This is a genomic window from Pelagicoccus sp. SDUM812005, from assembly GCF_031127875.1.
Taxonomy (GTDB): Bacteria; Verrucomicrobiota; Verrucomicrobiia; order Opitutales; family Opitutaceae; genus Pelagicoccus.
Map to the genome: position 1 here is coordinate 20,419 of NZ_JARXIA010000015.1, position 13,039 is coordinate 33,457.

The 13,039-nt window shown below is 57.8% G+C and carries 14 protein-coding genes; all 14 read right to left on the bottom strand.

Translation table 11 applies throughout. The features are described 5' to 3' along the window. Window positions 1-40: 40 nt before the first annotated feature. Window positions 41-550 (bottom strand): flagellar protein FlgN, encoded by a 510-nt coding sequence (locus tag QEH57_RS16675; protein WP_309007903.1) that lies wholly within the window; start codon window positions 548-550, stop codon window positions 41-43. Continuing rightward, the gene (locus QEH57_RS16680; protein WP_309007904.1) at window positions 543-881 is read right to left on the bottom strand and encodes a hypothetical protein; all 339 of its coding nucleotides are present in this window, start codon (window positions 879-881) and stop codon (window positions 543-545) included. The genes QEH57_RS16675 and QEH57_RS16680 overlap by 8 nt, the downstream gene beginning before the upstream one ends. A 42-nt stretch (window positions 882-923) precedes the next feature. Next, window positions 924-2,021: a flagellar basal body P-ring protein FlgI gene (locus tag QEH57_RS16685; protein ID WP_309007905.1), complete on the bottom strand. Its 1,098-nt coding sequence runs from the start codon at window positions 2,019-2,021 to the stop codon at window positions 924-926. 36 nt (window positions 2,022-2,057) lie between these two features. Further along, a complete protein-coding gene (locus QEH57_RS16690) occupies window positions 2,058-2,666 on the bottom strand; it encodes a flagellar basal body L-ring protein FlgH (RefSeq protein ID WP_309007906.1) in 609 nt (202 codons plus the stop codon). Window positions 2,667-2,689: 23 nt separating this feature from the next. Further along, window positions 2,690-3,553, bottom strand: coding sequence for a flagellar basal body P-ring formation chaperone FlgA (flgA, locus tag QEH57_RS16695; protein ID WP_309007907.1), 864 nt, complete (start codon window positions 3,551-3,553; stop codon window positions 2,690-2,692). A gap of 2 nt (window positions 3,554-3,555) precedes the next feature. Further along, a complete protein-coding gene (gene flgG, locus QEH57_RS16700) occupies window positions 3,556-4,338 on the bottom strand; it encodes a flagellar basal-body rod protein FlgG (protein ID WP_309007908.1) in 783 nt (260 codons plus the stop codon). Window positions 4,339-4,380: 42 nt separating this feature from the next. Beyond that, window positions 4,381-5,133: a flagellar hook-basal body protein gene (locus tag QEH57_RS16705; protein WP_309007909.1), complete on the bottom strand. Its 753-nt coding sequence runs from the start codon at window positions 5,131-5,133 to the stop codon at window positions 4,381-4,383. 121 nt (window positions 5,134-5,254) lie between these two features. Then, window positions 5,255-5,509: a hypothetical protein gene (locus QEH57_RS16710; RefSeq protein WP_309007910.1), complete on the bottom strand. Its 255-nt coding sequence runs from the start codon at window positions 5,507-5,509 to the stop codon at window positions 5,255-5,257. A 2-nt stretch (window positions 5,510-5,511) separates the two neighbouring features. Continuing rightward, window positions 5,512-6,282, bottom strand: a complete 771-nt coding sequence (locus QEH57_RS16715; RefSeq protein WP_309007911.1) for a flagellar motor protein MotB — start codon at window positions 6,280-6,282, stop codon at window positions 5,512-5,514. A gap of 18 nt (window positions 6,283-6,300) precedes the next feature. Further along, window positions 6,301-7,161 (bottom strand): motility-associated protein, encoded by an 861-nt coding sequence (locus tag QEH57_RS16720; protein WP_309007912.1) that lies wholly within the window; start codon window positions 7,159-7,161, stop codon window positions 6,301-6,303. A 60-nt stretch (window positions 7,162-7,221) separates the two neighbouring features. Beyond that, window positions 7,222-8,031, bottom strand: coding sequence for a FliA/WhiG family RNA polymerase sigma factor (locus tag QEH57_RS16725; RefSeq protein WP_309007913.1), 810 nt, complete (start codon window positions 8,029-8,031; stop codon window positions 7,222-7,224). A gap of 283 nt (window positions 8,032-8,314) precedes the next feature. Continuing rightward, on the bottom strand, window positions 8,315-9,658 hold the full coding sequence (locus tag QEH57_RS16730) for a hypothetical protein (RefSeq protein ID WP_309007914.1): 1,344 nt from the start codon (window positions 9,656-9,658) through the stop codon (window positions 8,315-8,317). 30 nt (window positions 9,659-9,688) lie between these two features. Beyond that, complete coding sequence (gene flhA / locus QEH57_RS16735) at window positions 9,689-11,926, bottom strand: flagellar biosynthesis protein FlhA (RefSeq protein WP_309007915.1); 2,238 nt, start codon at window positions 11,924-11,926, stop codon at window positions 9,689-9,691. Further along, a complete protein-coding gene (locus QEH57_RS16740; protein ID WP_309007916.1) occupies window positions 11,926-13,035 on the bottom strand; it encodes an EscU/YscU/HrcU family type III secretion system export apparatus switch protein in 1,110 nt (369 codons plus the stop codon). Before QEH57_RS16740 ends, flhA begins: the two co-directional genes overlap by 1 nt. Window positions 13,036-13,039 lie beyond the last annotated feature (4 nt).

Here is a 13,039-nt window from a genome sequence, read left to right on the forward strand (position 1 = left end):
GTGGGTATCCAAATTTTGAATTCGCGTCGCCGAGAGGCTACTACACGAACGCTTGATAGCGGGTTGGGAGCTTGGTCTTAACTCCGACGCGTCCCTTCTTGGTGTAGGTACGGTTGTAATTTTCTGGCTGCAGCTTCTGCATGGTCTCGTGGTTGATCTCCATGGTACGGGAGAGCAGCATGAAGTTCTGGCGCGCCTTCTGGCGGGTGCGGCGGATCATGTGGTTGATCTCGTCCACCAGGGCCTGCAGCATGGGCTGCATGAAGTCGGGGAAATGCTCGATGAGTTGGGAAAGCGGCTTCTCCTCGTCCGCTCCGCAACCGCGGGCCATCTCGCGGACGAACTCCTCGCGGCGTTCGCGCAGGCCGCCCATCTCGGACATGTAGCCTTCGATCTCGGAATTGGTGGCAAGCACCAGCTCCGGGTCGCGGCTGAAGATCTCCTCCTGCTGGCGCTCGAGGAGATTGTACAAACCTCCATACTCCTGCACCTCGTTGCGAAGGAGCTCTACCAGCGGGTTCCAATCCTTTTCTTCAAAGTTATTACTCATGGGAATCTGTTCCCTTTCCTTCGTTTAGTTCTTGAGGAAACAGCTGGGCCTGCAGCACCGAAGAGAATCCGAGGGATCCGCTCTGGGTGATGCTCGAGGCCAAGGAGTCCTTGATTAAGTGTTCGTACATGGGGGTCGATCCGGCTCCGAAGAGTCCGTGTTCCGGGTCCATCGGCTTAAGGGCTTCATCGAGAAATTGACGCAGGAGAATACCTTCGAACTCTCCACCGAGCTGCTGCATCTGCTCGGCTCTCGAGGTCTCCCCGGTGAGCATCTGCTCTTTCCAGGAAGCGCCGGTGAGGCCTGACATCGCTGTGCTTGTTACGTCCATTTCGTTTATTGACTAGTTCTAAAATTAAGGTGCGGGGCCTGCCTACTTGATGATGAGCTCGGCCTGGAGGGCGCCGGCGCTTTTCATGGCTTGCAGGATAGACATCATTTCACGGGTCGAAACGCCCATGGCATTGAGAGCGTTGGTCACTTGCTGGATGGTCGGGTAGTCGGGGATCATGTGGAAGGCGCCGAGCTCTTCGGTAACCTCCACTTCCGTACCCTGAGTCACTTCCGTATTTCCGGCCTGGGCAAAGGGTCCCGGCTGGGAAACGTTTTGCGAACGGGCAATGGTGAGGCTGAGCGAGCCGTGGCTCACTGCGACGGTCGAGACGCGCACGCCGGCCGTCGCCACGATGGTGCCCGTACGTTCGTTGATGATGATGCGAGCAGGAGTGTCCGGCTCGATGCTGATCCCTCCGATCGAGGAAATGAAGTCGACCTCGCGGCCAAGGTAGATCTCCGGGATGGTGACCTGTACGGCGGCAGCGTCGACAGCCATGGTGCTCGCCGGGAAAATGACGTTGATCCCTTCGGCCAACTTGGAAGCCGTGTTGTAGTCGGGATTGCGCAAGAGGAGCTTCACGCTTCCGCCCTTGCCCACTTCCATCTCGATCTCGCGCTCCACGATGGCACCGTTGGCGATCTGGCCGACGGTCGGATGGTTCTTCTGAACCGTCGCTCCCCCTGCTCCGCCGTTTCCGCCCAAGTAGCCCCCGACCGCGATCTGGCCCTGGGCCACCGCGTAAACCATGTCGTCCGCACCCAAGAGCGGGGTCTGCAACAGCACTCCGCCCTGCAAGCTTTCCGCATCGCCGATCGAAGAAACGGTCACGTCGATGCGAGTGCCCTCGCGAGCGAAGGGCGGGATGTCGGCCGTGATCATGACTGCAGCCACGTTCTCGGACTTCAATTCCTCCGCGTCCACGGTGAGTCCAAAGCGACGCAGCGAGTTCGCCACCGCGTTGATGGTCATAGGAGAGGCGCTATCGCCGTCGCCCGCCAAGCCGATGACAAGACCGTAACCCACGAGCTGATTGTCCCGCCCGCCGTCAACGATTACGAGGTCCTTAACTCGAGCCGCTTGTACCGAAACTGCGGATACAGCGAGAAATAAAAGTGTGCGTGCTAGGAATTTCACGATGCGAATGAGAGTATTGGCTGGAAGCTTTACTTATTAGAGTACGTTAGTCACATCGACTAAGCGCTGGATCCAGCCCTTGGTTTGAGCATTTTTGAGGTCACCTTCACTAAATAGCTCAATCGAAGCGTTGAGAACATGGAAGGAGGATATCGTATTGTCCGACTCAACATCATCCCCCCTAACAATACCTCGGACAACGAGGTACTGCGCTTCACCAGACGACTTGATTTTACGCGCCCCTTCGATCAATAGGTTGCCGTTTGGCTGAACATCGACGACCATAACCGCAATCTTCGACTGAAGCAGATTGGAATCTGCGAGCGACCCCGAACCATTGAAGCTCTCTTGAGGATTACCGAGATTAACCGAAGGTAATGTCTCATTGGCAGAGTTAAACACTCGAGGAATTACAATCGAATCGATGGCGTGGTTTAAGGTAGAACTCGTGCCTGATGACTTAGAAGTTGATCGATTCGCAATCGTTTCTTCATCAACTTCAACAGTTAGAATATCTCCGATGCCTGCGGCCGTGCGATCCGCGAACATGCCGCGCTCGGTATTGCGAGGTGATTCCCAAAGAGACTTGCCAAAAACAGCCCCTGCAAAAACGAGGGCACATGTAATTAAAATTCGTATACGCATTTCAGTGAGGTGCTAGAGTTGGCTTAAAAGATGACTTCGACACGGTTTTCCCCGATAACACGGGCTGAGAACTGCTTGGAGGAATCTAGGTTTTGCAGGAGAATCAGGTCGCCATCGCTGCCGTCCTGGCGGGCCACCGCTCGCATGGTGATCGCGAGCAGGCCGCTCACGGCGGAAACCTCCACAACGTCTCCCTTGCGAACCAAAGAGCGCTCTACCAGGTCGCTCCACTTGAGCGGCTTGCCGGGAACGATATCCCGAGCGTACTCGTGGCGAAGCAGGCTTTCGAGGCTCGCGGGAACCGCGTTGGGCTCGCCGAGCAGGTCGACGGGACGGCTTTCGAAATCGGATGGCGATGCCAGTTCGCCGCGGCGCAGGTGCGTGCGCGGATACCAGACCTCGCTGAGCAAGTGGGCGCGAAACGGTACCGTCCACTCCCCTAGCACGCCTTTGGCATTTTCAACCTGGAAGCGCAGGAGGATGTTTCCGCGAGAGAGATTGGCCGGCGCGTTGTTGAGCTGCACGACGAAAGGGTGCGAGTATCCTGAAAGGTCCGGCAAGTCGCGCAGGGCGACGAGCGAAAGGTCGCCTGCGATTCGCAAATGGGCTGCCAGCTCCTTGGTGATGGCCTCCTGCACTTCGGAAGCGAGAATCGCGTCTTCGGAATAAGTCTTCTCCGCTGGAGCGGCCGCTTCCGTTCGCGCTTGAACGGTGGATACGCTTCGCATTGGCTTCACGGACTGTACCTTCTGAGTGGATACAGAAGCCACTTCCGCCATAGGAAGCGGAGCGAGAATGTCGTCGAGCGAGGCGCGGAGCGCGGAAGCGAAAATGAAGATCGCGATGCCGAGACCGAACGAGAGGCGTAGGAAGATGGAGATTTTCATGACTAGCGCTTGAGTTGGCTGACCTGCTGCATCATGGAGTCCGAAGTCTGGATCGACTTGGAATTAATTTCGTAAGCTCGCTGAGCGAGGATCATGTTCACCATCTCTTCGACGATGTTCACGTTGGAAGTCTCGAGGTAGCCTTGCTGCAAGGTACCGGTTCCGTTCTCACCCGGAGCGCCCACGGTGGGAGTACCGCTGGCTTCCGTTTGACGGAAGAGATTGCCTCCCAAGCCCAGCAGACCCGCTGGATTCGCGAAGCGCGAAAGCGTGATCTCGCCGGTGCCGAGGATATCTCCGTTGTCGGAGGTGAAGGTCACCCCGCCATTAGAGTTGATGGAGATGTTATTGAAGCCGGCTGGCGGAGTCGGAAAGCCGACGATGGGCATACCTTGGGAATTGGTGACTTGCCCGTCCGGACCTACCTTGAAAGCGCCGTCGCGCGAGTAGAGCGAATCTCCATCCGGCCCCGTGACCTGGAAAAATCCGTCTCCCACGATCGCCACGTCCATGTCCTCGCCGGTCTGGGAAACCTGACCTTGGGTGAAGACCTTGGAGGTGGAAACCACCTGCGTACCGGTGCCGACCTGAATGCCGGTGGGAACGATGCTGCCGCCCGCGTCGGCTCCGACCGACTTGGGCACTTGGTAAAACATGTCCTGAAACTCGACCTTGCTCTTCTTGAAGCCGGTCGTGCTCACATTCGCTATGTTATTGGAGATAACATTGAGATTGGTCTGCTGGGCCTCCATGCCGCTCGCTGCGGAGTATAGTGAAATGCTCATGTTCTTGGGTCGTTTGAGTTTTAGGAAATTCGATTAGTTGGCTTAGTGGCCGCCAAGGGATTGGATCGCCTTGCCGAGCACCTCGTCGTGCTGCTGGATCACCTTCTGGTTGATCTGGAAGGAACGGGAGACGTTGATCATGTTGATCATTTCGGTAGTAGCGGAGACGTTGCTCTGCTCGAGAGCGCCGTGGCGGAGCAAGGGAGCGTCGACGTTGCGATTGTAGCCTACGTCATTCGGACCCACTACGAATCCGCCGTGCGAACGGACCATCTGGTCCGGATTTTCGATGTCGCGGATGCTGAGCTTGGCCAGAGGCGCCCCACCTTGGCTGATGGTTCCGTCGCTAGCGGCGGAAAACGCGCCGAGGCCGCGACGCAGCTTGATCGGGTGGCGCGTGTCGTCCAGGACGTGGAAGCCCTGCTTGCTGACGAGCTCGCCTTCGTCGTTCACCTTGAATTGGCCGTCGCGAGTGTAGACGAGCTGGCCGTCGTCGGTGCGAAGCTCGAAGAAGCCCTTGCCCTCGAGCGCGAAATCGTACTCGCCGTTGGTGGTGACGATGGATCCGCTGGAAAAGTCTACCGCCCCGACCCCCTTGGTCTGGATGGTCGCGTGCTGAAGGATGTTTCCGAAGTCGTTCTTGATTCCAACCTTGCCCGCTTCGACGCCTTCGAAGGACAGCACCGCCTTCTTGTAGCCTGGGGTAGACGACTGGGAAATGTTCTGGGCAATCGAATTGTTCCAGCTTTCCAGGCCCGTCATGGCCGCTGCGTTTTGGTAGACTCCGTTCAACATTTGGGTGCAACAAAGCAACCCACATGCCAGATCTACAAACAGCTAAACTGCAATAACTTGCAGCTTTCTTAAAATCATACGGCAAAAAATGCCCCAAAGGACAGGGCAGTATCTGCAGCGGCTACTCCTCGTAGCTGCAGTCGATCTCCGTCACCTGTCCGCAATTGCAGGTGACCACGATCTTGGTGACGCGTCCGTCTTCGGAGACGTAGGCGACCTTGCTGCCGCCCTCTCCGCAAACTTCGCTCTCCTCCCGGTTCTCCGACTCGGGAGCCGCAAGCTGCCCAAAGCCTTGGGAAACCGCGGGGAGCTTCATGGAGTCCTTGGCTTTCTTGGACTCTCCAAGTTGTTCTCTGCCTGAAAGATAGCTATCCATTCTTAATCGGGAAAGGCAGGAGGAGCTCCCTCCTTTTCACGTTCATCCAAGATGTTGTAGAGCTCCGACAAGACAAGGCTTATCGAAACGCGATCGTTCGACTCCGCCGTCGGATGCATGAAGGGAAGCGGGTCGCGGGTACCGTGCGCGGTGACGGACTCGAACTGCCCTGCCCTCACCCCGTAGCGCTCGAGCAAGCGGCGGGTCGAGTTCGCCCGGTCGCTGGAAAGCTCCCAAGCGGTGTAGTCCCAGCCATCGCCTTCGAAGCCTTCCGAGACGTAGCCGTCCACCCGCACCATGAAGGTGTGGCGTTGCACCAGCCAAGCCAAGGTTTCGATCACGAAGGATCCCCAAGGGGTGTAGTCGGCAGAATTTTCTACGAAAAAGGGATGGGCGTCGCGGTCGTAGAGCGTGACGCGGAGGCCGTCGCTGGTCACGTCCAGATCGATCGGCTTCTGGTCGGGATTGGCGCTTTCGATATTGAGCAGGCGCATGAACTCCTGGGCCATGTCGTAGAGCACCTTGAAGTCCGAGATCTCGGACTTGCCCTTGGCCTGACCTTCCCGGTTCGAAGGCTGCCCCTCGCTCTTGGTCTCGATCACTCCCATGGAGTTGTCCATCGGCGTGTTGTACGGGTCCTGGAAGTACTTGGCCAAGTCGCGCTTCAGGTTCTCGTCCTGGGAGGTGAGCCAGAGTACCATGAAAAGCGCCATCATCGCGGTCACGAAGTCCGCGTAGGCTACCTTCCAAGCGCCGCCATGGTGTGTCCCCATTTGCTTCATCGCCGCGTCTTAGCCTCCCGTGGAGGACTTGAGGATGTTTTCCAAATCGTCCGCGCTCGGAACCATGCCGGCTTCCAGGCTACGGCGAGCGAGCTCGACGGCCATGATGGGAGCCAGTCCGCGAGCGAAGGCGCCGATGGAGCGGGACATACAAATATAGTAGGTTTCTTCCGCCTCGTTGCCGAACTCGATCAGGTTACAGAGGGGATTGATAAAGCCGTAGGCCACGAAGATACCGAGGAAGGTACCGGTCAAAGCCGCAGAGATGCGTCCGCCGATCACCATAACGCCTTGGTCCAGCACGCTCATGGTCAGGATAATACCCAATACCGCCGCAACGATCCCGATACCTGGGAGCGAGTCGCCGAGCAGGTGGAGTACGTTGATCGGACCGTGGGCCGCGTGCTTCTTGGCGTCGATCTCAGCCTTGAGCAAGGGCTCCAGCTGGTCGGGCTTGATCTTGCCGTCGATGATCGGACGCAGCGCCGAGCAGAGGAAGGACACCTTGTCCTTGTCGGCGAGAAAATTGGGATAGTTGGAGAAGATGGAGCTCGATTCGGGCGAGCTGACGTGCTCGTCGAGGGCTAGCAAACCGTTTCTGCGGCCCAGCATGAAGAGCTCGTACATCACCTTCATCAGGTCCAGGTAGTCGTCCTTGTTCGGTCCGGAACCTTTAAGGGCGCCGATAGTGGCGTGGATGGTGTGGATCAACACATCCTTCGGGGCACAGATAATCGCTACCCCTGCCGTGATGCCGAAGATGGCGACAAATTCAGGCGGGTGCATCAGCAGGCCCATATTGCCTCCTGACATGATGAACGCGCCAAAAGTCGCGGCCAAAACAATTACTGCTCCGATTATTACAAACATGATTCGTGGTCTCTCCTATCGGTTGCCCGGCGGAGAACTTTACTCACGCGGTGAATTAAACTACTTATGCATCACGGTCGTGATGTAGCTTCTCAAGCTGATGATCGCCTGGGAGTGGATCTGGCAGATGCGAGATTCCGTCAGGCCAAAGACTTCCGCGATTTCCGCGAGGCGCATGTCCTGGAAATAGTACATCGCCAAAACCTTGCGCGGCGTTTCCGGCAGCTGGTTGATACGCTCCGCTACCAGACGCGTGACCTCGTCCTTCTCCATCTTGGAGGTGACGGGCACCACGTTGTCGTCGGGAATCACTTCGTAAAGGTCCGCCCCTTCCCCGTCGTCGCCGCCAGCGGCCGCGTTGTCGAGAGGCAGGAAGCTCACAGGCCGCGTTTCCGCCATCAACTGGTCGTACTCCTTGCGGCTGATGCCGAGCTCGGCCCGGATCTCCTCTTCCGTAGCCGGACGTCCGAGACGCTGCTCGACCTCCTCGATGGTGGCTCGCAGCTTCTTGAAATTGGTGCGGGCGTTGCGCGGCATCCAGTCCATGCGACGCAGCTCGTCGAGTATGGAACCGCGGATACGCATCGCCGCGTACGAGCCGAAAGACTTCTTCTGAGCCGGGTCGTACTTCTTGAGCGCCGCAATCAGACCGGTGATGCCGACGCTGTGCAAGTCTTGCTCGTCGATGTGAGGCGGCAGGTTGATTTTGATGCGGGCCACAATGGAACGTACAAGAGGCATGTACGTCTCAAAGAGTTCCGCGTTCTGAACAGCAGGCACCGAGGAACCGCTAGCGCCGTAAGCCTTAGCGGCCTGCGCCTTCTTTCCCTTTGAACTGTCTTTCCTCTCCTTCACGTTAATATCATTCATAGTTGGTTGAGTAGTTATACGGGTTTTGAACCGCGCTCTTTAGCGTCTCGCTTTTTTCTTTCTTCAGCCTCAGCCATCGCTGCGACTGCGGCTTGACGCTTTTCCATGAGCATCTGCCGAACGTTTTTTATCCAAATTTGACTAACCCACAGGAAGAGCAGGCCGCAAAGCAGGCTTCCTACGCTGGCTTGCCCCAGGGCGCTGAGCGGGTCCTTCCCCACTCCCAAGGCCACGAGGAAGATCGAAACGAAACCGAGCATCCCCCCTAATAGCATCGTGTACATCATGAGCTATACCCTGCCTCCCCGGTTTGAGCTGCAGCCATCGGCTTGCCCCGCTTGGTAGCGGCGGCGAGCTGTCGACCGTTCGGGAACGATCGCTCCAAGAGATAGCTATAGGTTTCCATCGTGTATTCGCCAGCTGGATTCGGGCCTTCGCTGAAGAAGAGCGGCTCCATGCGGCGGTTTAGCAAAAACTTCCAAAGCTTGCCCGCCTTGCGGGTTTCCTCGAGATGGGTGAAAATGACTTTCGTGGCGCCGATCGACTCGCCCGTGGCCAGCATGTCGGCGATCAGCTCCGTCTCGTAGGCGGCATTCACCACTACGATGCGCTCATCGATCCCCAGCTCGTCGAGAGTCGCACGACAAGCGACGACCGAGCTCGAATCCGCCAGCGAATAGCCGGGCAGGTCGACCAGGAGCGGCCTGCTCTCGTCGGTCTCCCCTACTTCCTGGGCGGAACGGGCCAAGCCCACGCCCATGATCTCGCAAAAGACCTCCAGCCCGTCGCTGGGATTGGGCAGTTCCGAATCGACCTTCAAGACCGTGGGAGCGAGCCCGTTCACGAACACGTCGGCGGAAAGCATCTTGCAAAGAGCGGAGGTCTTGCCGACTCCGCTGCAGCCGATAAAGGCGCGCCGCGCCCCTAGCTGAGGCTTGGACGTATGAGGAAAACGACTACGCAGCCAATCGCAAATCTTGGCGTAAAGGTCCATGGTCGGCAGCGAGCCGATATCGCGGAAGTCCACTTCGGAGCGGATGCGCTCGATCAGCGAACGGTCGAAGCCCACGGATTCGAGCATCGAAATGGCCCGCTGCACCGCTTCGAGGGTGCCTCGCTTAACCGGATTGGCGGCAGAGCCGAGCGGAGCTTCCTGGACGTCAGCGGCATCCTCCGCTTTCGGAGCAGGCTCCTCTTCCTCGAACTGGGAAAAGTAACCGCCCGAATCGCTTTCGGATTTGCTTTTCGAATACAAGTCGCCGATCGGGCTCTTGTTCAAAGGAGCTTGCTTTTGCGGCTCGGCTTGGGCCGCGGGGCTTGGAGCGGGAGCTGGCGTATCCTTTTTCTGAATATCCTGCTTCTCTTCCGCTGGAGCGGACGCTTGGGGAGCTGGAGGGCTAGGCTTCTTCGCGGGGGCCTTAGGCTGCGGCGCCTGCCCCAGCACTTCGACGATCACCTCCAAGCGCGGCTTGCTGACCAAGCGCTTCAAGCCACCCGCTTCCACTTGCTTGACCGAGAGCACGCGGGCCTGTTCGCCATACTTCTCGCGTATGACGTTTACCGCTTCGCTCGCGGTATTGACGAGGAGCTTGATCTGCGTGCCTGCTGGGGTCGAATTTTGGCTCATGGGAGAAAGGTACCTAAATAGTGAGGATTATCAATTAGGCTGGAAACTCGCAGCCATCGGGCCGTTCGCGGAGGCGTCGGCCGCGCCGCTCGCCTGCGCCCGGGCCTGCATTTCCTGCTGAGCGAAATCCGGGAACAGTATGATAGCGTGATTCATAATCTCGGTGCTCGACGGGAGCTCCTGGTAGCTCAGGATATTGAGCTTCGGCAGCGAAGGTTCGAAGAATCTCTTGAAGGGCAAGCGTATTTCCGCAGCGGTTACAAGAATAGGTAATAGACCATTTTCGATCTGGTCATTAGCCTTTATCGCCAGCTCTCGCAGTAGGTACTGCGCCAGCTTGGGATCTAGGGAAAGCGTGTAATCCGTATTTGTGCGTTGCACCTTAGAGGCCAATACCTGCTCGAGGCGCGGATCCATGGTGATCGCCTTAAGCACGCCCTTTTCCGACTCATATTCGGCCACGAAAAACTCGCCGGTGCGACGGCGAACGTACTCAGACAAATCGTCGGGGTTCTTAGAGATCGGAGCGAAATCCCCTATGCCTTCCAGGATCAAGGTCAGGTTGCGGATCGCCACGCCTTCCTTGAGTAGATTCTGGAAAACGCGATGTATCGTACCGATGGATACGAGATCCGGCATGAGCTCTTGCACCAAAGCGGGGTGAGTCTCTTCCACATGGTCCACCAGCTTCTGGGTATCCTGGCGACTGAGCAGGTGGTGAGCATTGTTCTTCAAGCATTCGGAAAGGTGGGTGATGAGCACCGAAGCGGAATCGACCACGGAGAAGCCATTGATCTCCGCGCTCTTCTTTTCGTCCTCGTCGACCCAAACCGCGTCGATGCCGAAAACAGGCTCCTTGGTCGGGATCCCCGCGAGCTCCACCTCGCTGCCGGAAACGTTCATCGCCATCCAGCGATGCGGCATCACTTCGCCGCGGGCCACTTCCTTGTCATGCAGCAGGAAACGGTACTCCTGGCCCTCGAGCTCCATGTTGTCGCGTACCGCGATCGGCGGGACGACGATGCCTAGCTCGCGAGCGAGGGTCTTGCGCACTCCGGTGACTCGCTCCAGCAAGTCCCCGCCCTGGGCCTTGTCGGCGAGCGATAGCAGGTTAAATCCAATTTCTAGGGCAAACACATCTACTTCGATTAACTTTTCAAACTCAGCAGGCAGGTGCTTCGAACTGTTCGGGTCCTCCGCATGGCCTCCCTGGGGTCCGCCCTTCTGGCGCGACTGAGCCTCCTCTTCTAGTTCCTTCATCTTTTCCTCCGCCTTCTTCTTGTCTTGGGCGCGGTTCAGGGCCACGGCCCCTGCTCCGACTCCCACAGCCATGATGAAGAAGGGAACGAAAGGCATTCCCGGTATGATCCCGAACATGCCGAGCATGCCTGCCAGCACGCCCAACGCCTTCGGGTAAGCAGCCACCTGGCCACCGATTTGCGAACCGAGATCCTCGTCTTCGCCCGAGTTACGGGTAACGAGAAGACCGGCTGCCAATGAGATGACCAGCGCCGGAATCTGGGAAACCAGACCGTCACCGATCGAAAGAAGAGTGAAGCGCTGCAGCGCCTCCTGGAAACTCATGTCCTGCTGCCACATGCCGATGGCGATGCCGCCGAGCACGTTGATCACCGTGATCAGGATACCCGCGGTGGCGTCACCGCGCACGAACTTGCTGGCACCATCCATCGAGCCGTAGAAGTCCGCCTCCTTCTGCACCTTCTCGCGACGCTTGGTAGCCTTGACCTCGTCGATGATGCCAGCGTTCAGCTCGGCATCGATCGCCATCTGCTTACCAGGCATGGCGTCCAAGGTGAAACGCGCCGCGACTTCCGCGATACGGCCCGCGCCCTTGGTGATAACGATGAAGTTGATCGCGACCAGGATCAGGAAGATAACCGTTCCCACCAAGTAGTTGTTTCTCACTACAAAGGAACCGAAGGAATCGATCACGCTACCTGCGTATCCATCGAGCAGGATCAAACGGGTCGAAGCCACGTTCAGCCCCAGCCTGAAAAGCGTCACGCCCAAGAGCACCGTCGGAAATCCGGAGAACTCGGAAGGCTCCTTCACGTAGACGATGATCAGCAGGATCAGCAAGGACGCGCCCACGCTGGCGGCCAGCAGCACGTCCAGCATCAACGGCGGGAGCGGCAAGACCAGCAGGAGAACCGTACCGAACAAGCAAGCGACGAGCGCCGTGTCTCCACGCTTGAGGAAAGCGAGAGCCTTGGCTGGAGAAAATGACTGTGATGCGGAATCGCTCATTATTTAGTCTTCTTGAGGGCGGCGCGACGGGCCTTGAGCTTATGGAAGTAGTAGCGGTGCGTCTTGTAGACGAACGCGAGGATTTCAGCTACCGACTGGAACATCTCCATCGGGATGGCCGAACCAACCTGAGAAACCTTGTAGAGCATGCGGGCGACCATCTTGTTTTCCACCACGGGTACGCCATGTTCCGCCGCCACTGCCTTGATGCGCTGGGCAAAGGCGTTCTCGCCCTTGGCCAATACCACCGGAGCGGAGTCCACCCCGCGCTCGTACTTCAAGGCCACCGCGTAGTGTGTTGGATTTGTCACTACAACGTCTGCCGTAGCCACGTCGTCGAGCATCTGGCCTTGCATGAGACGCATCGCCATCTGCATACGAGCCTTGCGGACTTCCGGACTCATGTCCTGGTCCTTGCGCTCCTGCTTGACCTCCTCCTTCGTCATCTTCAGCCCGTCCATGGTCTTCTTGTGCTGCCAGAGATAGGAGAGGATCGCGATGATGCCCACCGCGATCGTCAGGCGGATGAAGACATAAACCATGGTATCGGTGATGAAGAGACCGACGTGCGTGATGTCGATTTCCGCATAGAAGATCGGATCCTTGATGATCTTGCGCATCGCCACCCAAAGGATAAGCCCCATGGCCGCCATCTTCAAAAGGTCGATGCCGAAGCGTACGAAGACGTCCTTGGAGACGAGCTGCTTCGCGCCGTTGATCGGGTTCAGTTTGTTGAACTTGATGCCCAAGGCCTTCGGCGTCAGGCGGAACTTCGTCTGCAAGCCGCCCGCGATCACGCCTGCCACCATCGCCGTGAGCAGGAACGGAGCGGACAAACGGCCCAGCATCATAATGATCTCGTTTAGGAAATAGCTGATGTTGTCCACGGACAGGTCCACCGAGGACAAATTCCCAAACATGGTGGAGGAGATGCTAAAGACTTGGTTCGCGATCGAGCGCCCGGCAAACATCACCACCAGCAAGCCCGCCAACAGCGTGAAGGTTACTCCAACCTCCTGAGCTTGAGGCATGTTGCCCTCGCCCCTTGCCTGCTCCAACCGCTTCCCGGTTGGCTTTTCAGTCTTCGAATCCTTATCCGTATCAGCCATCTGG

Bases quoted from the DNA above. Each gene is read 5' to 3' on its own strand.
- QEH57_RS16675 (WP_309007903.1), bottom strand. From the start codon at position 550: ATGAGTAATAACTTTGAAGAAAAGGATTGGAACCCGCTGGTAGAGCTC.
- QEH57_RS16680 (WP_309007904.1), bottom strand. From the start codon at position 881: ATGGACGTAACAAGCACAGCGATGTCAGGCCTCACCGGCGCTTCCTGG.
- QEH57_RS16690 (WP_309007906.1), bottom strand. From the start codon at position 2,666: ATGCGTATACGAATTTTAATTACATGTGCCCTCGTTTTTGCAGGGGCT.
- flgA (WP_309007907.1), bottom strand. From the start codon at position 3,553: ATGAAAATCTCCATCTTCCTACGCCTCTCGTTCGGTCTCGGCATCGCG.
- flgG (WP_309007908.1), bottom strand. From the start codon at position 4,338: ATGAGCATTTCACTATACTCCGCAGCGAGCGGCATGGAGGCCCAGCAG.
- QEH57_RS16705 (WP_309007909.1), bottom strand. From the start codon at position 5,133: ATGTTGAACGGAGTCTACCAAAACGCAGCGGCCATGACGGGCCTGGAA.
- QEH57_RS16710 (WP_309007910.1), bottom strand. From the start codon at position 5,509: ATGGATAGCTATCTTTCAGGCAGAGAACAACTTGGAGAGTCCAAGAAA.
- QEH57_RS16715 (WP_309007911.1), bottom strand. From the start codon at position 6,282: ATGGGGACACACCATGGCGGCGCTTGGAAGGTAGCCTACGCGGACTTC.
- QEH57_RS16720 (WP_309007912.1), bottom strand. From the start codon at position 7,161: ATGTTTGTAATAATCGGAGCAGTAATTGTTTTGGCCGCGACTTTTGGC.
- QEH57_RS16725 (WP_309007913.1), bottom strand. From the start codon at position 8,031: ATGAATGATATTAACGTGAAGGAGAGGAAAGACAGTTCAAAGGGAAAG.
- QEH57_RS16730 (WP_309007914.1), bottom strand. From the start codon at position 9,658: ATGAGCCAAAATTCGACCCCAGCAGGCACGCAGATCAAGCTCCTCGTC.
- flhA (WP_309007915.1), bottom strand. From the start codon at position 11,926: ATGAGCGATTCCGCATCACAGTCATTTTCTCCAGCCAAGGCTCTCGCT.
- QEH57_RS16740 (WP_309007916.1), bottom strand. From the start codon at position 13,035: ATGGCTGATACGGATAAGGATTCGAAGACTGAAAAGCCAACCGGGAAG.